8 protein-coding genes are annotated in these 18600 nt (G+C 37.5%); 7 read left to right on the top strand and 1 reads right to left on the bottom strand.

What is annotated here, in order from left to right:
- Nucleotides 1–9 precede the first annotated feature (9 nt).
- The 4 genes from EOD40_RS01350 (at nucleotide 10) to EOD40_RS01335 (ending at nucleotide 3819) form a co-directional block, all read left to right on the top strand.
- On the top strand, nucleotides 10–417 hold the full coding sequence (locus EOD40_RS01350; protein WP_128193100.1) for a putative signal transducing protein: 408 nt from the start codon (nucleotides 10–12) through the stop codon (nucleotides 415–417).
- Nucleotides 418–548: 131 nt separating this feature from the next.
- On the top strand, nucleotides 549–1166 hold the full coding sequence (gene bioD, locus EOD40_RS01345; RefSeq protein WP_128193099.1) for a dethiobiotin synthase: 618 nt from the start codon (nucleotides 549–551) through the stop codon (nucleotides 1164–1166).
- A gap of 99 nt (nucleotides 1167–1265) precedes the next feature.
- A complete protein-coding gene (gene bioA / locus EOD40_RS01340; RefSeq protein WP_128193098.1) occupies nucleotides 1266–2537 on the top strand; it encodes an adenosylmethionine--8-amino-7-oxononanoate transaminase in 1272 nt (423 codons plus the stop codon).
- Between the two features lie 127 nt (nucleotides 2538–2664).
- Nucleotides 2665–3819 (top strand): beta-ketoacyl synthase N-terminal-like domain-containing protein, encoded by a 1155-nt coding sequence (locus tag EOD40_RS01335; protein WP_128193097.1) that lies wholly within the window; start codon nucleotides 2665–2667, stop codon nucleotides 3817–3819.
- Nucleotides 3820–3951: 132 nt separating this feature from the next.
- Here the strand turns inward: EOD40_RS01335 and EOD40_RS01330 are convergent, their stop codons facing one another.
- Entirely contained in the window at nucleotides 3952–4428 is a 477-nt protein-coding gene (locus tag EOD40_RS01330) for a regulatory protein RecX (RefSeq protein WP_128193096.1), read from the bottom strand.
- Between the two features lie 483 nt (nucleotides 4429–4911).
- Between EOD40_RS01330 and EOD40_RS01325 the strand changes: the two genes are divergently transcribed.
- The 3 genes from EOD40_RS01325 (at nucleotide 4912) to EOD40_RS17910 (ending at nucleotide 18580) form a co-directional block, all read left to right on the top strand.
- On the top strand, nucleotides 4912–10377 hold the full coding sequence (locus EOD40_RS01325) for an Ig-like domain-containing protein (RefSeq protein WP_128193095.1): 5466 nt from the start codon (nucleotides 4912–4914) through the stop codon (nucleotides 10375–10377).
- 342 nt (nucleotides 10378–10719) lie between these two features.
- Nucleotides 10720–14925 carry an Ig-like domain-containing protein gene (locus tag EOD40_RS01320; RefSeq protein WP_128193094.1) on the top strand — a complete coding sequence of 1402 codons (4206 nt, stop codon included), beginning with the start codon at nucleotides 10720–10722 and terminating at the stop codon, nucleotides 14923–14925.
- 325 nt (nucleotides 14926–15250) lie between these two features.
- Entirely contained in the window at nucleotides 15251–18580 is a 3330-nt protein-coding gene (locus tag EOD40_RS17910) for a T9SS type A sorting domain-containing protein (RefSeq protein ID WP_164905434.1), read from the top strand.
- Nucleotides 18581–18600: the final 20 nt, after the last annotated feature.

Here is an 18600-nt window from a genome sequence, read left to right as displayed (position 1 = left end):
TCTAAACAAATGGAAGAATCAATTTTCACATTAATAGGAAGATATCAATATACATCAGAAGCAATGATTTTCAAAGGGAAATTAGAATCTGAAGGAATTGAAGTTTATATGAAAGATAATTATACAATTGAAGCTAATCCATTGTATAGTAATGCTATGGGAGGAGTGAAATTATATGTCAAAAATGAAGACTTGTTAAGTGCTCAAGAAATTTTATCACAAATAAGCGAAGTTTCATTAGATGATAATAATAAACCTATTAAATGCCCAAATTGTGGAGCAGAACAAATAGGTATGTTTACTTCGATAAAAGATTTAAAATCGTTAATCACGTTCACATTCTCAACACTTCTTTTAGGAATTCCATTTCGTACGAAGCATAAGTATAGATGTGACAAGTGTAAATTTGAATTTTAGTAACCAATGACAATCTGTTAAATCAGTAGTATCCGTGGACTATTTATTTGGAAACTTTTGAAAAGGATTTTTGAAAAGAAACTTTGTGAATCTTCCTTTATCTTTGTGAATCTTTGCGAAACAAAAAATCTATGAAATTATTTATAACAGGAATTGGTACTGATGTAGGCAAAACTATTGCTTCAGCTATTATAACCGAAGCTTTAGAGGCAGATTATTGGAAACCTATTCAAGCGGGGGATTTAAACACCTCAGACAGTCATAAAATAAAATCTTATATATCGAACGCTAAAACGGTACTTCATCACAATAGTTATGCTTTAAATACGCCAGCGAGTCCACATTTGGCTGCTGAAATGGATAACGTTGTTATTGATTTAGAAAAAATAGTAGAACCAGTTACGGAGAATCATTTGGTTGTTGAAGGAGCAGGAGGACTTTTTGTTCCCCTGAATAATCAAGATTGTGTGATTGATTTAATAAAACCAGACTATAAAGTAATTGTGGTTTCTCGTCATTATTTGGGAAGTATCAATCATACTTTATTAACTATTGAAGCTTTGAAAAGCAGAAATATTGCCATTGCGGGGATTGTATTTAATGGTAAGGAGAATCAATCTACAGAATCTATTATTTTGAAAAAAACCGGTATAAAATGCATTGGAAGAATTAATGAAGAACCCTATTTTGACCAAAATGTAATTCGAGAATATGCTGATTTGTTTCGAGAGAATCTTTTAAGTTTATAGAGAATAGAAAAAAGAACAAAGAGAATAGACTTTCTTATCTTTGTCTAAAATTATATTGTATGGTCTTTATTCTATACTCTATTTTCTATATTCAAAAAAATGACTTTAACAAAAAAAGACAGCCAATATCTTTGGCATCCTTATACCCAACATAAAACGGCTCAAACTCCTATTGCAATTACAAAAGGTGAAGGTGCTTTGCTTTGGGACGAAAACAATAAAGAATATATTGATGCTATTGCTTCGTGGTGGGTGAATCCTTTTGGGCATAGCAACAAATTTATAGCCGATGCTATTTATAAACAATTAACGACTTTAGAGCATGTTCTCTTTGGAGGTTTTACGCATGAACCAGCAGTAAAAGTAGCAGAAAAGTTAATCGAAATTCTGCCTAAAAATCAACAAAAAATATTCTTTTCTGATAATGGTTCGACTTCGGTTGAAGTGGCTATAAAAGTAGCTTTACAGTATTTTTTCAATAAAGGTGAGAAACGAACAACTATTATTGCTTTCGAAAATGCTTTTCACGGCGATACTTTTGCGGCTATGGCAGCAAGCGGAATTTCGTTTTATACCCAGGCTTTTCAAGGAATGTTTATTGATGTGGTGCGCATTCCAGTTCCGGTAAAAGGACAGGAACAGCAAAGTTTTGATGCTTTGAGAAAAGTGATTCAGGAGTATAATTGTGCCGGATTTATCTTTGAGCCTTTGGTACAAGGAGCAGCTGGAATGGTAATGTATGAGCCGAATGCTTTGGATGAGTTAATCCAAATTTGTAAAGAGAATAATGTGCTTACTATTGCTGATGAAGTCATGACGGGTTTTGGTAAAACAGGAAAAACCTTTGCTATAGATTATGCCGAGCAAAAGCCTGATATGATGTGTTTGTCTAAAGCATTGACAGGTGGAACGATTCCTATGGCGATTACAACTTTTACCCAGGAAATATTTGAAGCTTTTTATGATGATGATATTAATAAAGCCTTATTTCACGGGCATACTTTTACCGCTAATCCTACAGGTTGCGCTGCAGCATTAGCTAGTTTTGAGTTGTTGCAAACTCCTGAAATGCAAGCTAATTTGGTTCGGGTAAATGCAAGCCATTTGGCTTTTCAAGAACGTATTAAGAATCATCCAAAAGTGACTACTACCCGGGTTTTGGGGACTATTTTTGCATTGGAAATAAAGAAAGAAAACGAAGAAAGTTATTACGGAACGATGCGTACGAAGTTGTATAATTTCTTTATCGAAAACGGAATCATTCTGCGCCCGGTAGGAAATATTGTTTACATTTTACCGCCTTATATCATTACGGATGAGCAATTGCAAAAAGTCTATGAAGTGGTCGAAAATGCATTGGAAATAGTTTAAATTTGCTAAAAATTTTTCACAAAGATTCACAAAGAAAACACAAAGCTTCGCTAAGTTATTTTATAAAAGTTTTGTGAATCTCTCCGAAAATTCTTTTGCGAATCTTCGTGTAATAAAATAAAAAATCTTGTCACAAATAATCTCCATAACCGCTCTAGCATCTATTTCTCCTTTAGGAAATGACCAGAAAACTATTTGGGAAAATTATCTTTCTGAAAAACATTTTTTCTCTAAAAAGTATTTAGATAATCAGGAAAGCTGGGTTGCCTCGTTAGATGAAAATTCAAGGCAAATTGTGGCTGAATTGCAGCAATCGGATATTAAATACAAATCGTTAGATCCATCGGTTTTGTACGCCATGGCTGCTTCGCGCCAAGCGGTTGCAGATGCAGGATGGGATACCAATTCGGTTTTTGGAATCAATATCGGTTCTTCGCGTGGGGCAACAGATTTATTCGAAAAACATTTTCAGGAATATTTGGAAACGGGCAAGGCACAAACGTTAGCTTCGCCAACAACTACTTTAGGGAATATTTCTTCTTGGGTGGGACACGATTTACAAAGTACGGGACCTGAAATTTCGCATTCTATTACTTGTTCTACGGCCTTACACGCCCTTTTAAACGGTGTGGCCTGGTTGCGTGCCGGAATGGTTGATAAATTTCTTGTTGGTGGCAGTGAGGCCCCTCTAACCGATTTTACCATTGCTCAAATGCGGGCATTGAAAATATATTCGCATAGTGAGGAAGCCTATCCCAATCAGGCACTGAATTTAGATAAAAAACTAAATTCGATGATTTTGGGAGAAGGAGCAGCGGTTTGTTGTCTCGAAATGGGGAAGAAAGATAATGCTTTAGCTTTCATTGAAGGAATTGGTTATGCTACTGAAATTTTGGAACACAATATTTCTATATCATCAGAAGCGACTTGTTTTCAGAAATCGATGAAAATGGCTTTGCAGAATACCAATTTAGAAGATGTTGATGTAATTGTAATGCATGCGCCTGGAACCAAAGCGGGTGATTTAACCGAGTATAAAGCGATTCAGAAAATATTTGGAGAAAACCTTCCGCTGTTAACTACCAATAAGTGGAAAATCGGTCATACGTTTGGTGCTTCGGGAATATTAAGCGTTGAATTAGCCGTTTTGATGTTGCAACACAATCAATTTATTGGAGTGCCTTTTGCGAATGAGCAAACACAAAGCAAACCGATAAAAAAAGTACTGGTAAACGCTGTAGGTTTTGGTGGAAATGCGGTGAGCGTTTTGTTAGGAATTTAACTACGAAGCTCACAAGGAAGGCACAAAGCCCTCAGTTTTTTGTCACAGATTTGACAGATTAAACGGATTTTAAACGATGATTTGTTGTGTTTTTAAGTAAATGATTTTTATAACTGAACACTAAAAACCTGATTACTGATCACTGCTTTCCAAGTCTCTAGCTTTTTCATAAACCAGATTACTCTCAAATCCGCGTCTTAGCATAAAATCACAAAATTTTTTTCTTTTTTTTAGCAAATTGGATTCTTGAATAGATTCCCAATGTCTTGTTGCTAAAGTGTCAAAAGTACTGTAATACTCCTCAGAGCTAATTTCTTTTAAGGCAATATTAATCAAAGTCTGATTAATTCCCCTGAATTTTAATTCATTGGTAATCCTGATTTTTCCCCAATGTTTGATACGGTGTTTTCCCCGGGCAAAACTGCAGGCAAAACGCTCTTCGTTTAGAAAATTGTCGTTGATAAGATGTGCAATTATTTGATCTATTTCTTCCGAATCCATTTTCATGCTTCGCAATTTTTGCTCTACCTCTTCGTGACAACGTTCCTGATAAGCACAATAATGTTCTATTTTTTGGATGGCTTCTTTAAGGGAATAGACTTCTTTCATTCCTGAGGATTTTAGGTATTCAAAATTCGGTTTTTTTATTGATTTTTCAAATCATATTTTTTTGTTTGTAGCTAAGTGGTTGTATAACAGATAAAAAGGTGCTTTGACGATTTTTTTACTTTTTACGATTCATAATTGCTAACTTCAATAGAGAATTAATTGAAAATCATAATCTTATATGGTTTTTTTGACCTGACAAATACTGCTTTAATTCAAAAAAAATACCACATTTTTATTAGAGCCAGTTTTAATTGAATTAAAAAGATTTCTTGTATCAGTCTGAGGCTTTTTTTTATAAAAAAGCAATATAAAAGACCTGTCAAAACTTCATACTAAAAGGCAAACATTCATAAGTTAAAGAATTAGATGGAATTTAAAAAGCTCTAAAATTAATAGATGAGTTTGTTATCGGTATAAAATAGTCTTATGTGAAAAATATTTTGTTGGGACTTTATTGAGAATTGAACCTTAAATGCTGAAATTATGAAAAGAAAAATACTTCAGAATTTTGGACTTAATCATACAACGCAAAGAATTTACTCAATTATACTTTTGATTGGATTGTTTATTATTGGATTTAATCAAAACCTAGCAGCTCAATGTTCTATTGTTGCTAGCCCGGCAGGGAATATAAATGCTAGCACATTTACATGCGGGACTTTGCCACTTAGTGCTTGTAATGGTACTTTAACAGTTGGAAACGGATCTTCGATTACGAATATTTATATGGATGCAGAATTGAATTTAACATGTTTAGGTGCTATTCAGGTTATTGTAAAAAATAAGGGTTCATTTGATTTTTCACCAGGGAATAATCGTTTACTTCTTGCTGAAGGTTCATCGATAACTTTTGAACCGGGATCTGATTTGATTGGAGGGTCTTGTAATGCATCGGAACGAATCTACATAGGGACAAATTTATTAGCAAGTTGTAATGGTGGAGCAGGAGCCGATTTAAGTTTTGCTGATTTATTATCATATGCTGGAACAGGTAGTTTGGCCTCAAATAGTCCGGTTTGCGTTGGTAGTCAAATAACCCTTACGGCAACACCTCCTCCAACTTCTTCAGGTACTTTTACTTACTCTTTTTCTGGTCCGGGTCTTGCAGCGACCTCTTTTTCTTCCAGTCCAACATATAGTTTTACTGCAACTGCTAGTTCAGCCGGGACATATCAGGTCAAAATAAAAAATTCGGGTATTACAAATCCCATGATTGCTGAAAATTCTGTTAGCGTAAATACTTTACCAGCCACACCGACAATAACTCCAGGAAGTTCAACAACTTTTTGTGCAGGAGGAAGTGTGACATTAACATCAAGTGCCGGAACAGGATATTTATGGTCAACAGGAGTAACTACCCAAAGTATAAGTGCTACTACATCGGGTAGTTATACTGTTCAGGTAACAAATGCTGCGGGTTGTCTAAGTGCATCATCATTGGCTACAGTGGTAACTGTAAACCCAATTCCAACAATAACAGGAACGACTCCTTCATCAGTTTGTGGAACAGGAACGGTAACATTGGGAGCCACTGCTTCAGCAGGGACAATCAATTGGTATGCAGCTTCAACAGGAGGTAGCTCATTGGGAACAGGAACCTCTTTTACCACTCCATCAATATCAGGTACGACAACTTATTATGTTGATGCGACCAATTTGGGCTGTACTACAGCAACAAGAACGGCGGTTGTAGCAACGGTGAATCCGATTCCAACAATAACGGGAACTACTCCTTCATCAGTTTGTGGAACAGGAACGGTAACATTAGGAGCCACGGCTTCGGCAGGAACAATTAATTGGTATGCAGCTTCAAGTGGAGGTAGTTCATTGGGAACAGGTGCTTCTTTCACTACTCCATCAATATCAAGTACGACAACTTATTATGTTGATGCTACTAATTCTGGTTGTACTACAGTAACAAGAACGGCGGTTGTAGCAACGGTTAATGCCTTACCCAATAATGTAACTAATGGTTTTTCGGCAACTACCATTTGTGCCGGAGGTAGCCCCCAATTGACTTTTAATGCTGAGGCTTCTAGTTTTTCGGCACCTTATAGTATAACTTATAGAAATGATGCCACTTTAATACAGTATACAGTTGCAATTCCATCTTCGTCAGCTTATAGTTTTACACCCGCAGATAATCCGACATCAAATACAGGTTATACATTAGTTTCTATTTCTAATGCCTCTTGTACAAATACTACAAGTATTGTAGATTCTGGTGCTAATTTGATTGTTCGTCCAATGCCTACAGCTACTATTATTGGTACGACGAGTGTCTGTGTGGGAGATTCTTCTCCTAATATTACATTTGCAAATCCCCAATCAGTTGCTATCACAATAACATATAATATAAATGGAGGAGCAAATCAGACAGTTAATGTTGCATCAAATAATTCTTCGACTGTACCAGTTTCTACAACTGCTGCAGGATCTTTTGTTTATAATTTGGTTAGTGTAATTTATCAAAGTACTCCTAATTGTTCTAATACGGTTTCTGGTAGTGCAACGATAACCGTTAATCCGAATCCAACAGCCAGTGCGGGAAGTGCCTTGTCAGCTATCTGCCAAAGCAGTACTTCTGCAGCTATGGGAGGATCTGTTGGAGGCGGTGCTACTGGAGGTACTTGGTCAGGAGGCTCAGGAACCTGGACCAATGCTACTAATCCATCAACAGCGACTTATACAGCTAGCGCAGGGGAATCCGGCAGTATCACATTAACATTGACAACAAGCGGAGGATCCTGTGGTACAGTAACAGCGACAAAAACAATAACCGTTAATCCGAATCCAACAGCCAGTGCGGGAAGTGCCTTGTCAGCTATCTGCCAAAGCAGTACTTCTGCAGCTATGGGAGGATCTGTTGGAGGCGGTGCTACTGGAGGTACTTGGTCAGGAGGCTCAGGAACCTGGACCAATGCTACTAATCCATCAACAGCGACTTATACAGCTAGCGCAGGGGAATCCGGCAGTATCACATTAACATTGACAACAAGTGGAGGGTCTTGTGGTACTACAACAGCGACAAAAACGATAACTGTTAATCCAAATCCAACAGCCAGTGCGGGAAGTGCCTTGTCGGCTATCTGCCAAAGCGGTACTTCTGCAGCTATGGGAGGATCCGTTGGAGGAGTTGCTACCGGCGGTACTTGGTCAGGAGGCTCAGGAATCTGGACAAATGCCACTAATCCATCAACAGCGACTTATACGGCTAGCGCAGGAGAATCCGGCAGTATCACTTTGACATTGACAACAAGTGGAGGATCTTGTGGTACTACTACAGCGACAAAAACGATAACTGTTAATCCAAATCCAACAGCCAGTGCGGGAAGTGCCTTGTCGGCTATCTGCCAAAGCGGTACTTCTGCAGCAATGGGAGGATCCGTTGGAGGCGGTGCTACTGGAGGTACCTGGTCAGGAGGCTCAGGAACTTGGACAAATGCCACAAATCCATCAACAGCGACTTATACAGCTAGCGCAGGAGAATCCGGCAGTATCACATTAACATTGACAACAAGCGGAGGATCCTGTGGTACAGTAACAGCGACAAAAACAATAACCGTTAATCCGAATCCAACAGCCAGTGCGGGAAGTGCCTTGTCAGCTATCTGCCAAAGCAGTACTTCTGCAGCTATGGGAGGATCTGTTGGAGGAGGTGCTATTGGAGGTACCTGGTCAGGAGGTTCAGGGATTTGGACAAATGCCACAAATCCATCAACAGCGACTTATACAGCTAGCGCGGGAGAATCCGGCAGTATCACTTTAACATTGACAACTAGCGGAGGATTCTGTGGTGCTACAACAGCGACAAAAACAATAACCGTAAATCCAAATCCAACAGCCAGTGCAGGTAGTGCCTTGTCAGCTATCTGTCAAAGCGGTACTTCTGCAGCAATGGGAGGATCGGTAGGAGGAGGTGCTACTGGAGGTACTTGGTCAGGAGGTTCAGGAACTTGGATTAATGCCACTAATCCATCAACAGCGACTTATACAGCCAGCGCAGGAGAATCCGGCAGTATCACTTTAACATTGACAACTAGCGGAGGATCCTGTGGTACTACAACAGCGACAAAAAACATAACAGTTAATCCTTTGCCAACAACTCCAATAGTAGGAACTCTTATCCAACCAACATGTGTTATGTCAACAGGAAGTGTCGAGTTAAGTGGTTTGCCAGCCTCTGGTACATGGACTATAAACCCCGGTGGTTATACAGGAACTGGTACTACAACTACTATTTCTGGTTTAGCTGTGGGAACTTATAATTTCACGGTTTATAATGGGACTTGTACTTCATTGGCTACAGCAAATGTTGTTATTGATCCAGTGATTACAAATACTTGGACTACGTCCTGGTCTAATGGTACTCCAACAATTTTACAAGCTATTGTTTTTAATGGAAACTTTTCTTCCACTGCCGATTTGGACGCTTGTTCTTGTCAGGTTACAACTGGATCAAGCGTTGTTATAAATTCAGGACATACCTTAAAAATAACCAATCAAGTAGAAGTCTTAGGTACGGGGTCATTAACTTTCGAGAACAATGCGAGTTTAGTACAAATTAATGATGCTGCAATAAATACGGGAAATATTAATTATAAACGTTATACTACTCCAGTAAGACGTTATGATTTTACCTATTGGTCTTCTCCAGTTGCGGGACAAACTTTAAAGAATTTATCGCCTAATACATTAGGGGATAAGTATTATGGCTATAATCCTAGTACAGGCTGGGTGATTTATTATAATGGAGCGGCTACTATGGTAGCCGGTAATGGGTATCTTATCAGAGCTCCGGAAACATTCAGCATTACTGTTGCTGCAATTGATACAAATCCTGTGTTTATTGGAAAACCTAATAATGGTGTGGTATCTTTAGCACTGACTGCAAATAACTCCTATCTCCTAGGAAATCCTTATGCCTCAGCTATTAATGCGGATGCTTTTTTAGATGCTAATTCAACGGTGTTAGAAGGAACGCTTTATTTTTGGACACATAATTCACCACCAAGTATCTCCGTAGCAGGAGATGCTATTTATAATTATACTTCAAATGATTATGCAAGTTATAATAGAACAGGTGGAGTGGGAACAGGAACGGCAGCCATAACTGGAGGGGCAACTCCAAATGGCAAAATTGCAGCCGGTCAGGGATTTTTTGCGCCTACAAGTGTCACTGGGGGAACGTTGGTTTTTAATAATAGTATGAGAATTACAGGAAATAATTCACAGTTTTTCAAATTAAGTACTAGTACTAAATCAGCTATTACCGTAGCTATTGCAGAGAAAAATCGTATTTGGTTAAACTTAACCAATAAAGAGGGGGCTTTTAAGCAAACTTTAATTGGTTATTTAACTGGGGCGACTAATAATTATGATCCCGGTTTTGATGGTGTAACTTACGATGGAAACCAATATGTTGATTTTTATAGTGTGAATCAGGGAATGAATTTGTCTATTCAGGGACGTGCACTTCCTTTTGTTGAAAAAGACAGTATAACTTTAGGATATAAGTCGGCAATTAAAGGTGAATTCCAAATTAGCATCGATCATGCTGATGGGGCATTAATGTCACAAACAGTATTTTTAGAAGATAAAGATTTAAAAATATTACATGATTTGAGAAAAGAGCCTTATACTTTTAGTACAGAGAAGGGTGTTTTTAATACTCGTTTTATGTTGCGTTATGTAGAAAAAAATACAGTTGAGCAAGTTGATAAAACGGTGTTGGTTTCGGTAAATAAAAATGAAATTAGTGTAAGTTCTTCAGAAGATATGATATCAAAAATTATTATTTATGATATTTCAGGAGCAATAATTTATCAGAAAGACGAAATAGATACTAACGATTATGTGATTCAAAATTTGAATTTGGCACCTCAAGTTCTTATTGTAAATGTGATTTTGGTAAATGGAAAAACGACTTCAACAAAAATAGTTTATTAATACAAGGGCACTAACTAAGTTTTAGATTTATAATTATCCCGGTTGCGAAAGTAATCGGGATTTTTTTGTGATTAAAGAAGATTTGTGCATTCTTAAACTGACTTGTTTTGTTGTAATAAATCTTTTTTAAAATATAAACCATAGAGTTGATTTGTTGCTAAATACTTAATATAAAAGAGGGTTTTACAAGTGTTAAATATGCACTTCAACGAGAAAACAAGTACATAGACGTTTTTAGTTTTTTGAACAGGAAATTACATTTAATCTTGCTCTATAATTCAGTTTTATTAATTGAAAATTAAAGTTTTAAGGCTTGTCCGTCCCAAATCAATTTTGTTTTTTATGAGGCTAATTTTACTTAAGAAATCTTTTTTTATATTTTTAATTGTTTTGTTTTTTTCTTTTGCCTTTGTGACCAAAGGAAATGCACAGTGTTCAATTACTACATCTAGAAATACTACTGGACTTAGTTGTGGTACTTCTCCTTTAAGTGCTTGTGGGGGAGTTTTATACATAGGTGATGGAACGAATACTATGATATTAACAATGACGTCAAATGTGGATCTTTCTTGTTTGGGACCAATTCGTTTTATTATTAAAAATGGAGCTTCAGTAGATTTTTCTACAGGGAATTATGATCTTCAATTGGCTGCAGGTTCTTCAATTGAAATTGAAAGTGGAGGACAACTTGGGGCTGCAACTAACTGTAGTGCTTCAGATTTGGTTAAAATAGGAGGGATAAACGTAGCATCTTGTAATGGTAGTGGTGGTGGAGTTTTGACAGATTTTCCAGGTTTAGTTTCAAGTGGTGGTTATAGTTCTGTAAATGCTACAGCAAGTCCTAGTTCTTTTTGTGATTCTGCAAGTCCAACATTAACAGCAACGGCTAATCCTTCGAGTGGAGTTACGTTTAAATGGTACGATGCTCAAAGTGGAGGGAATCTTTTGGATACAGGAGCTACCTATAGTCCAGGGACAATTTATACTACCAAAACTTATTATGTAGAAGCTGTTTATAGTGGGTATAATACAGTAAGGAAAGCAGTAACTGTAACAGCAAATCAAACGCCATCAGGTTTAAGTTATACAATTTCTTCACCTAGTTATTGTCTTGGTAATGCTATTTCTGCTAATAGCGCTACATTAACATCATCAGGAAGTTCAAGTGTTACTTATTCAGTTAGTCCTGTATTGCCTTCAGGTTTGTCTTTAAATACCTCTACAGGTACTATTACAGGGACACCTACAGTAGCTATATCTGCTACAAATTATACAGTAACAGCTTCTAATACCTGCGGTAATACAACAAGCGTCTTAAACATAACAGTAAATACAAATTCCATTGCTCCAACTAGTATTACAGGAACAAGCACAATTTGCAGTGGAAACTCAACGACTTTATCTTTAAATGGTGGAACTGCAGGAGCAGGTGCTACAGCTAAATGGTATACCGGTTCATGTGGTGGGACTTTGGTTGGTACAGGAAATAGTGTAATTGTTTCACCAACAACCACTACTGTTTATTATGTGCGATATGAGGGAACATGTAATACGACAACATGTGCTTCGACAACGGTAACGGTGACGGCTACTCCAACTATTCCGGGAACGATAACTCAGCCAACAAATACATGTGCTAGTACTTCAGGAAATACATTTAGTATAGCAGCTGTTAGTGGTGCAACATCCTATACTTGGTCAGTTACCGGTACTGGTTGGTCAGTTACTTCAGGGGGAACAACAACTTCTGCTACTATTACGATAGGTTCAGGAGTTGGTACAGTTTCGGTTAGTGCTACCAATGCTTGCGGAACAAGTTTAACATCTACAACAGGAAATATCACTCCAACATCTGTCCCTGTTACTCCGGGAACGATAACTCAGCCAACAAATACATGTGCTAGTGCTTCAGGAAATACATTTAGTATAGCAGCTGTTAGTGGTGCAACATCCTATACTTGGTCAGTTACCGGTACTGGTTGGTCAGTTACTTCAGGGGGAACAACAACTTCTGCTACTATTATGATAGGTTCAGGAGTTGGTACAGTTTCGGTTAGTGCTACCAATGCTTGCGGAACAAGTTTAACATCTACAACAGGAAATATCACTCCAACAAATGCTCCAGCTATTCCGGGAACAATTACTCAGCCAACAAATACATGTGCTAGTACTTCAGGAAATACATTTAGTATAGCAGCTGTTAGTGGTGCAACATCCTATACTTGGTCAGTTACCGGTAGTGGTTGGTCAGTTACTTCAGGGGGAACAACAACTTCTGCTACTATTACGATAGGTTCAGGAGTTGGTACAGTTTCGGTTAGTGCTACCAATGCTTGCGGAACAAGTTTAACATCTACAACAGGAAATATTACTCCAACATCTGCCCCTGTTACTCCGGGAACGATAACTCAGCCAACAAATACATGTGCTAGTACTTCAGGAAATACATTTAGTATAGCAGCTGTTAGTGGTGCAACATCCTATACTTGGTCAGTTACCGGTACTGGTTGGTCAGTTACTTCAGGGGGATCAACAACTTCTGCTACTATTACGATAGGTTCAGGAGTTGGTACAGTTTCAGTTACTGCTACTAATGCTTGTGGGACAAGTTCTGCTTCTACAACAGGAAATATCACTGCAGTCACGGTGTCAGCTCCAACAGCAGGAACACCAACTAATCCAAACTGTGCAGTGCCAACAGGGAGTGTGCCTTTGAGTGGTTTGCCAACTTCAGGAACTATTGTTCAAACAGGAAGTCATGATGATACTTATATTATTACTGGAGGGGGAACACAAACAATAACAGGGCTTCTTCCTGGAAATTATAATTTTGCCGTTTCTAATGGAGGTTGTACTTCTGCCACGGTAAATGTTACTATTGCTAGTCCCGTTACAAATACTTGGTCATCTGGTTCTTGGAGTAATGGAACGCCTACAATTAACCAAAGATTGGTTTTTGCTTCGGACTATACAAATGTAAATGATGTTGATATTGAAGGTTGTTCTTGTCAGGTTACAGGTTCGGCAGCTGTTACCATAAAATCGGGACGTACTTTAAAAATTGAAAATGGTGTTGATATAGCTAGTACAGGTTCGCTTACTTTTGAAAATAATGCGAGTTTGGTTCAAATAAATGATAATCCTACAATAAACTCTGGGAATGTCAATTATAAACGTTATACTGCAGCTGTAAAACGTTATGATTTTACTTATTGGTCTTCTCCGGTTGCGGGACAAACTTTGAAAAATTTATCACCTAATACGCTTTATGATAAGTATTATGGTTATAATCCATCTACAGGCTGGATGATTTCATATAATGGAGTAGCTACTATGGAAGCAGGTAAAGGTTATCTTATTAGGGCTCCGCAAACATTTAGTATTACTGTTGCTGCAATTGATACTAATCCAGTATTTATAGGGAAACCTAATAATGGAGTTGTGTCTTTTTCAATTGCAGGGGATCAAGTGCATCTTTTAGGTAATCCTTATCCATCAGCAATTGATGCCGATGCATTTTTAACTGAAAATGCAAGTAAGTTAGAAGGTACACTTTATTTTTGGACACATAATTCGGCACCAAGTAATGCTGTTGCAGGCGATGCTACTTATAATTATACTACCAGTGATTACGCAACCTATAATCGTACTGGGGGAGTAAGTACAGCTCTTGCAGCTGCTCCAGGCGGAACTTTACCAAATGGGAAAATTGCAGCGGGTCAAGGTTTTTTTGCGCCAGCCAGTACTGCGGGAGGAACAGTAGTGTTTAAGAATAGTATGCGATTGAGTTCGACTGGGACATTATTAAATAATTCACAATTTTTTAAATTGAGTGGAACATCTAAAATGACAACTAATACCGAAGCTGAGAAAAACCGTATCTGGTTGAATTTAACTAACAAAGAGGGGGCATTCAAACAGACTTTAGTAGGTTATTTAACAGGGGCTACTAACGATTATGATGGTGGTTTTGATGGAGTTACTTATGACGGAAATCAATTTGTTGATTTTTATAGTGTGAATCAAGGAGTGAATTTATCTATTCAAGGACGCGCACTTCCTTTTGTGAAAAAAGATAGTGTGGCTTTAGGATATAAATCGACTATAAAGGGTGAATTCCAAATTAGTATCGACCATACTGATGGCACTTTGGCGACACAAAATATTTTCTTAGAGGACACAGATTTGAAAGTGCTTCATGATCTTAAAAAAGAGGCTTATACTTTTAGTACAGAGAAAGGTGTTTTCAATACTCGTTTTATATTGCGTTATGTAGATAAAAACGCTGTCGAGCCAGTGGTTGATACGCCACAAGTTGACGAAACGGTATTGGTTTCTGTAAGTAACAGTGAAATTGCTGTAGGTTCTACAGAAGATTTAATTTCAAAGATTATTATTTATGATATTTCAGGGAAAATTCTCTATGAAAAAGAGGACGTAGCAGCTAATAATTTTGTGGTGCAAAATTTAATATCTAGCCAACAAGTGCTTTTTATAAATGTAGTTTTGGCGAATGGAAAAACAACTTCAACAAAAATAATTTATTAATGAAGAGTTACTAACTAAATTAAATTTATAATTATCCCGATTGCAAAAGTAATCGGGATTTTTTTGTCTTAATCTGGAGTTGGTTGCTGAATTTTAATTTTTTTAGATTTATTTAATTGAAAATCTTATTGTTAACTTTATTTGGGCTGAATAATTGTAGTTTTAAACTTTATTATTTTGTTAAAAAACGTATTTTAACAGTAAATTACTTCTTTTGGTCGATTTTTTTTATAATTTTATTCTAGATTTTTTAACCCCCTAAAAAATTGTGTTTACCTGATATTATCATATCGGGCTGGCTATTTAATTTTTTTAATAAAGGGTTATGAATAAGATTTACTTTCTTTTTTTTGTGCCAATGAGAATGCTTGAGGCTACTCATTTCTCATTGTTAATGTTTTTTTTGATTTCTATCTTTTCCTATAGTCAGACTACTAAAACATTTAGTTCTTCGGGAACTCTTGAATTGCCTGCCGGTGTTACTAGTTTATCCGTTCAATGTTGGGGAGCCGGTGCTGGTGGTGGTGGATCTAATAATACATTGTCAGCTGCGGGTGGTGGTGGTGGTGGTGCATTTAAACAAGGAACTGTGACGGTAGGTGTCGATAAGGATAATGTGAAAGTTGCTTATATTGTTGGTGCAGGAGGTGCAGGAGGATCTACAACTAATATTAATGGTTCTGCCGGAGGTGTTAGTGTTTTTTCTACTGTTTCGGCTAATGGAGGAGCTGGTGGACAAGGGGGTACTTCGTTAATTCAATACGGTACAGGAGGAACCGGAGGCGCAGCAGGTGATTATAAGGGAGGAAATGGGGCTAATGCCTATCTTTTAGCAGGTTCCGTTATTCCTTTGGTTTTAGAAGCAAATAATGGAGGAGGAGGAGGGAGTAGTGCCGGAACAGCTTCAAACGGAAATAATGCTTCGGGAAAGAATGGAGGTGTAGCTGTAACTAATGGAGGTGCAGGAGGTGCAGGAAATTCACATAATGTGATAGATATACTGCTTTCACCGGATAATCCAGGTTCACCAGGTAGTTCGCCTGGAGGCGGAGGCGGTGGTGGAGTTGGGGTTGGAGTAGTTAATGGTGTTGTTGGTGGACTTATAAATGGTAACGTAGCAGCAAGTAATGGAGGAAATGGAGGGAACGGTCAGATAAAAGCGACTTATACCTGTCCTACTTACAGTGTTTCGAATGTTTCTTCTACAACTGCTTGCAATACTTTTGGAACGGCTACTGTTACGTTGACTTCCAGTGCTGCTGGATTGCCAATAGGTACTTATACCGTAACTTATGATAGAACAGTGCCCTCAGCATCAGGACTTATGGCTACTATGGTAGTAGAAACGGCAGGAACGGGTAGTTTTACAGCTGCCGGATTAACAACAGTAGGAACAAGTAGAATAACAATAAAAAGCTTAACATCGGTAGATTGTTCTACTAGTATTAGTAATCAGTATGCTGATTTAACCGTAGGAACTGTTCCTGTGCAACCTGGAGTAATTAGCGGATATACAAATCAATGTGCCGGAAACACTTCTCAAACTTATAGCATAGCTTCAGTAGCTAATGCTACATCATATATCTGGACAGTGGATTCTGCTTCAGGCTGGGCAATTACTACCGGACAAAATTCGAATTCAATTACAGTTACAGTTGGTAACGCTGCAGCTAATGTAAGCGTGGTGGCTGTAAATAGTTGTGGAAATTCTACAGCCAGTACTTTGGCAGTTAGCCTAAATTTGCCAGCTCCAACAGCGTCAGTTACTTTACAACCTACATGTGCAGTAAATACAGGAACTATAACCTTTACTGCTCCTGCTACGGGTGTAGGAATGAGTTATAGTATTAATGGAGTTGACTATTCTAATACTACGGGAGTTTTTACTTTGGTTCCTATTGGGAGTTATAATGTGACGGCTAAGTATCCTTCGGGTTGTGTTTCTAATGTGGCCGTAGTATCGATGCAATCCTCAGTTATTACCAGGACTTGGAATGGCTCATGGGATACTGTTCCTACCATAGAAAATAAAGTAGTTTTTGCAGCGAATTATAATAATGTGGATGCTGATATAGAAGCTTGTTCCTGTCAGGTTAATTCAGGAGCTTATGTTACTATAAAATCGGGACGCTATTTAAAATTAAGAAATGAATTAGTAGTTGATGCGAATGGTTCACTTACTTTTGAGAACAATGCCAGTTTGGTTCAAATGAATAATGAAAGTGTGAATTCAGGAGAAATTATCTATAAGCGGTACACAAAGCCTGTAAAAAGATATGATTTTACCTATTGGTCTTCGCCAGTAATAGGGGAGTCTTTGTATGATGTATCGCCTTTTACTTTAGGAGATAAATATTATAGTTATGATCCCAGTTTAGGTTGGCAAATTCATTATAGCGGTAATAAGATAATGCTGCCGGGAGAAGGTTATATTATCAGGGCACCACAAACTTTTAGTATTACCTCGGCAACAATCGATTATAATCCTAAGTTTGAAGGAAAGCCTAATAATGGAGAAATTAAAAAGAATTTAACTGGAAATTTGGTGCATCTTTTGGGGAATCCTTATCCATCGGCTATGAGTGCCGATGCTTTTTTATCTGAAAATGCAAGTAAATTAGAAGGGACACTTTATTTTTGGACACATAATTCACCGCCTAGTGAGAATGTGGATCCTTATGGGGATGCAAATACTAAGTATAATTATACTACCAATGATTATGCGACTTATAATCGTACAGGAGGAGTAGGTACTGCTGCTGTTACTGATTCGGATACAAATGATAATAACAATTTAAGTGTTCCAAATGGAAAGATTGCTGCAGCCCAAGGCTTTTTTGCGCCGGCAAGTGTAACAGGCGGGGAAATAGTTTTTAAAAATGAAATGCGTCTTTTGAGCGGAGTTGTAATGGATAATTCACAGTTTTTTAAATCGGGCGCAGTTTCAAAATCCGCTAATGAAGTAGAAAAAAATCGTTTATGGTTGAATTTAACTAATGCGCAAGGAGCTTTTAAGCAAACATTGATTGGGTATATAACTGGAGCAACAAACGAGTACGAAGGAAGTTTTGACGGTGTAAGCTATGATGGAAATCAATATGTGGATTTTTATAGTGTAAATCAGGAATTGAATTTATCTATTCAAGGTCGTGCTTTACCATTTCAAAAAAAGGACAGTATTGCATTGGGTTACAAATCGGCAATTGTAGGAGAATTTAAAATTAGTATTGATCATGCCGATGGTGTTTTAGCTTCGCAAAAAGTATTTTTAGAAGATAAATTGTTAGGTGTGCTATATGATTTAAAAGAACCTTATTTTTTTACTACCGAAAAAGGAATTTTTAATGATCGTTTTGTGTTGCGCTATCAGGATAAAACAGCAGTGATTGAGGATGATACTGATGTTCCAGATGTTGATGTTTCGGTTGAAGGAGTGTTGATTTCGACCAATGATAAGATAATAACGATTAATATTGCCGATGATGTAATTAGTGCTGTTTATGTTTATGATCTTTCGGGAGAAATAGTTTATTCGGATACAGCAGTTAATGCAACGGGAGCTATAATTGGTGATTTATCGGTTGGTCATCCGGTTTTAATTGTTCAGGTAGTACTGAAAAATGGTAAAAAAGCCTCTAAGAAAATAATCTATTAAGATTTCGATATAAATTAAAA

Source organism: Flavobacterium sufflavum (assembly GCF_004016525.1).
Lineage (GTDB): Bacteria > Bacteroidota > Bacteroidia > Flavobacteriales > Flavobacteriaceae > Flavobacterium > Flavobacterium sufflavum.
Note: the sequence above shows the minus strand (reverse complement) of the source record. Positions and strands in the feature narration are given on the sequence as shown.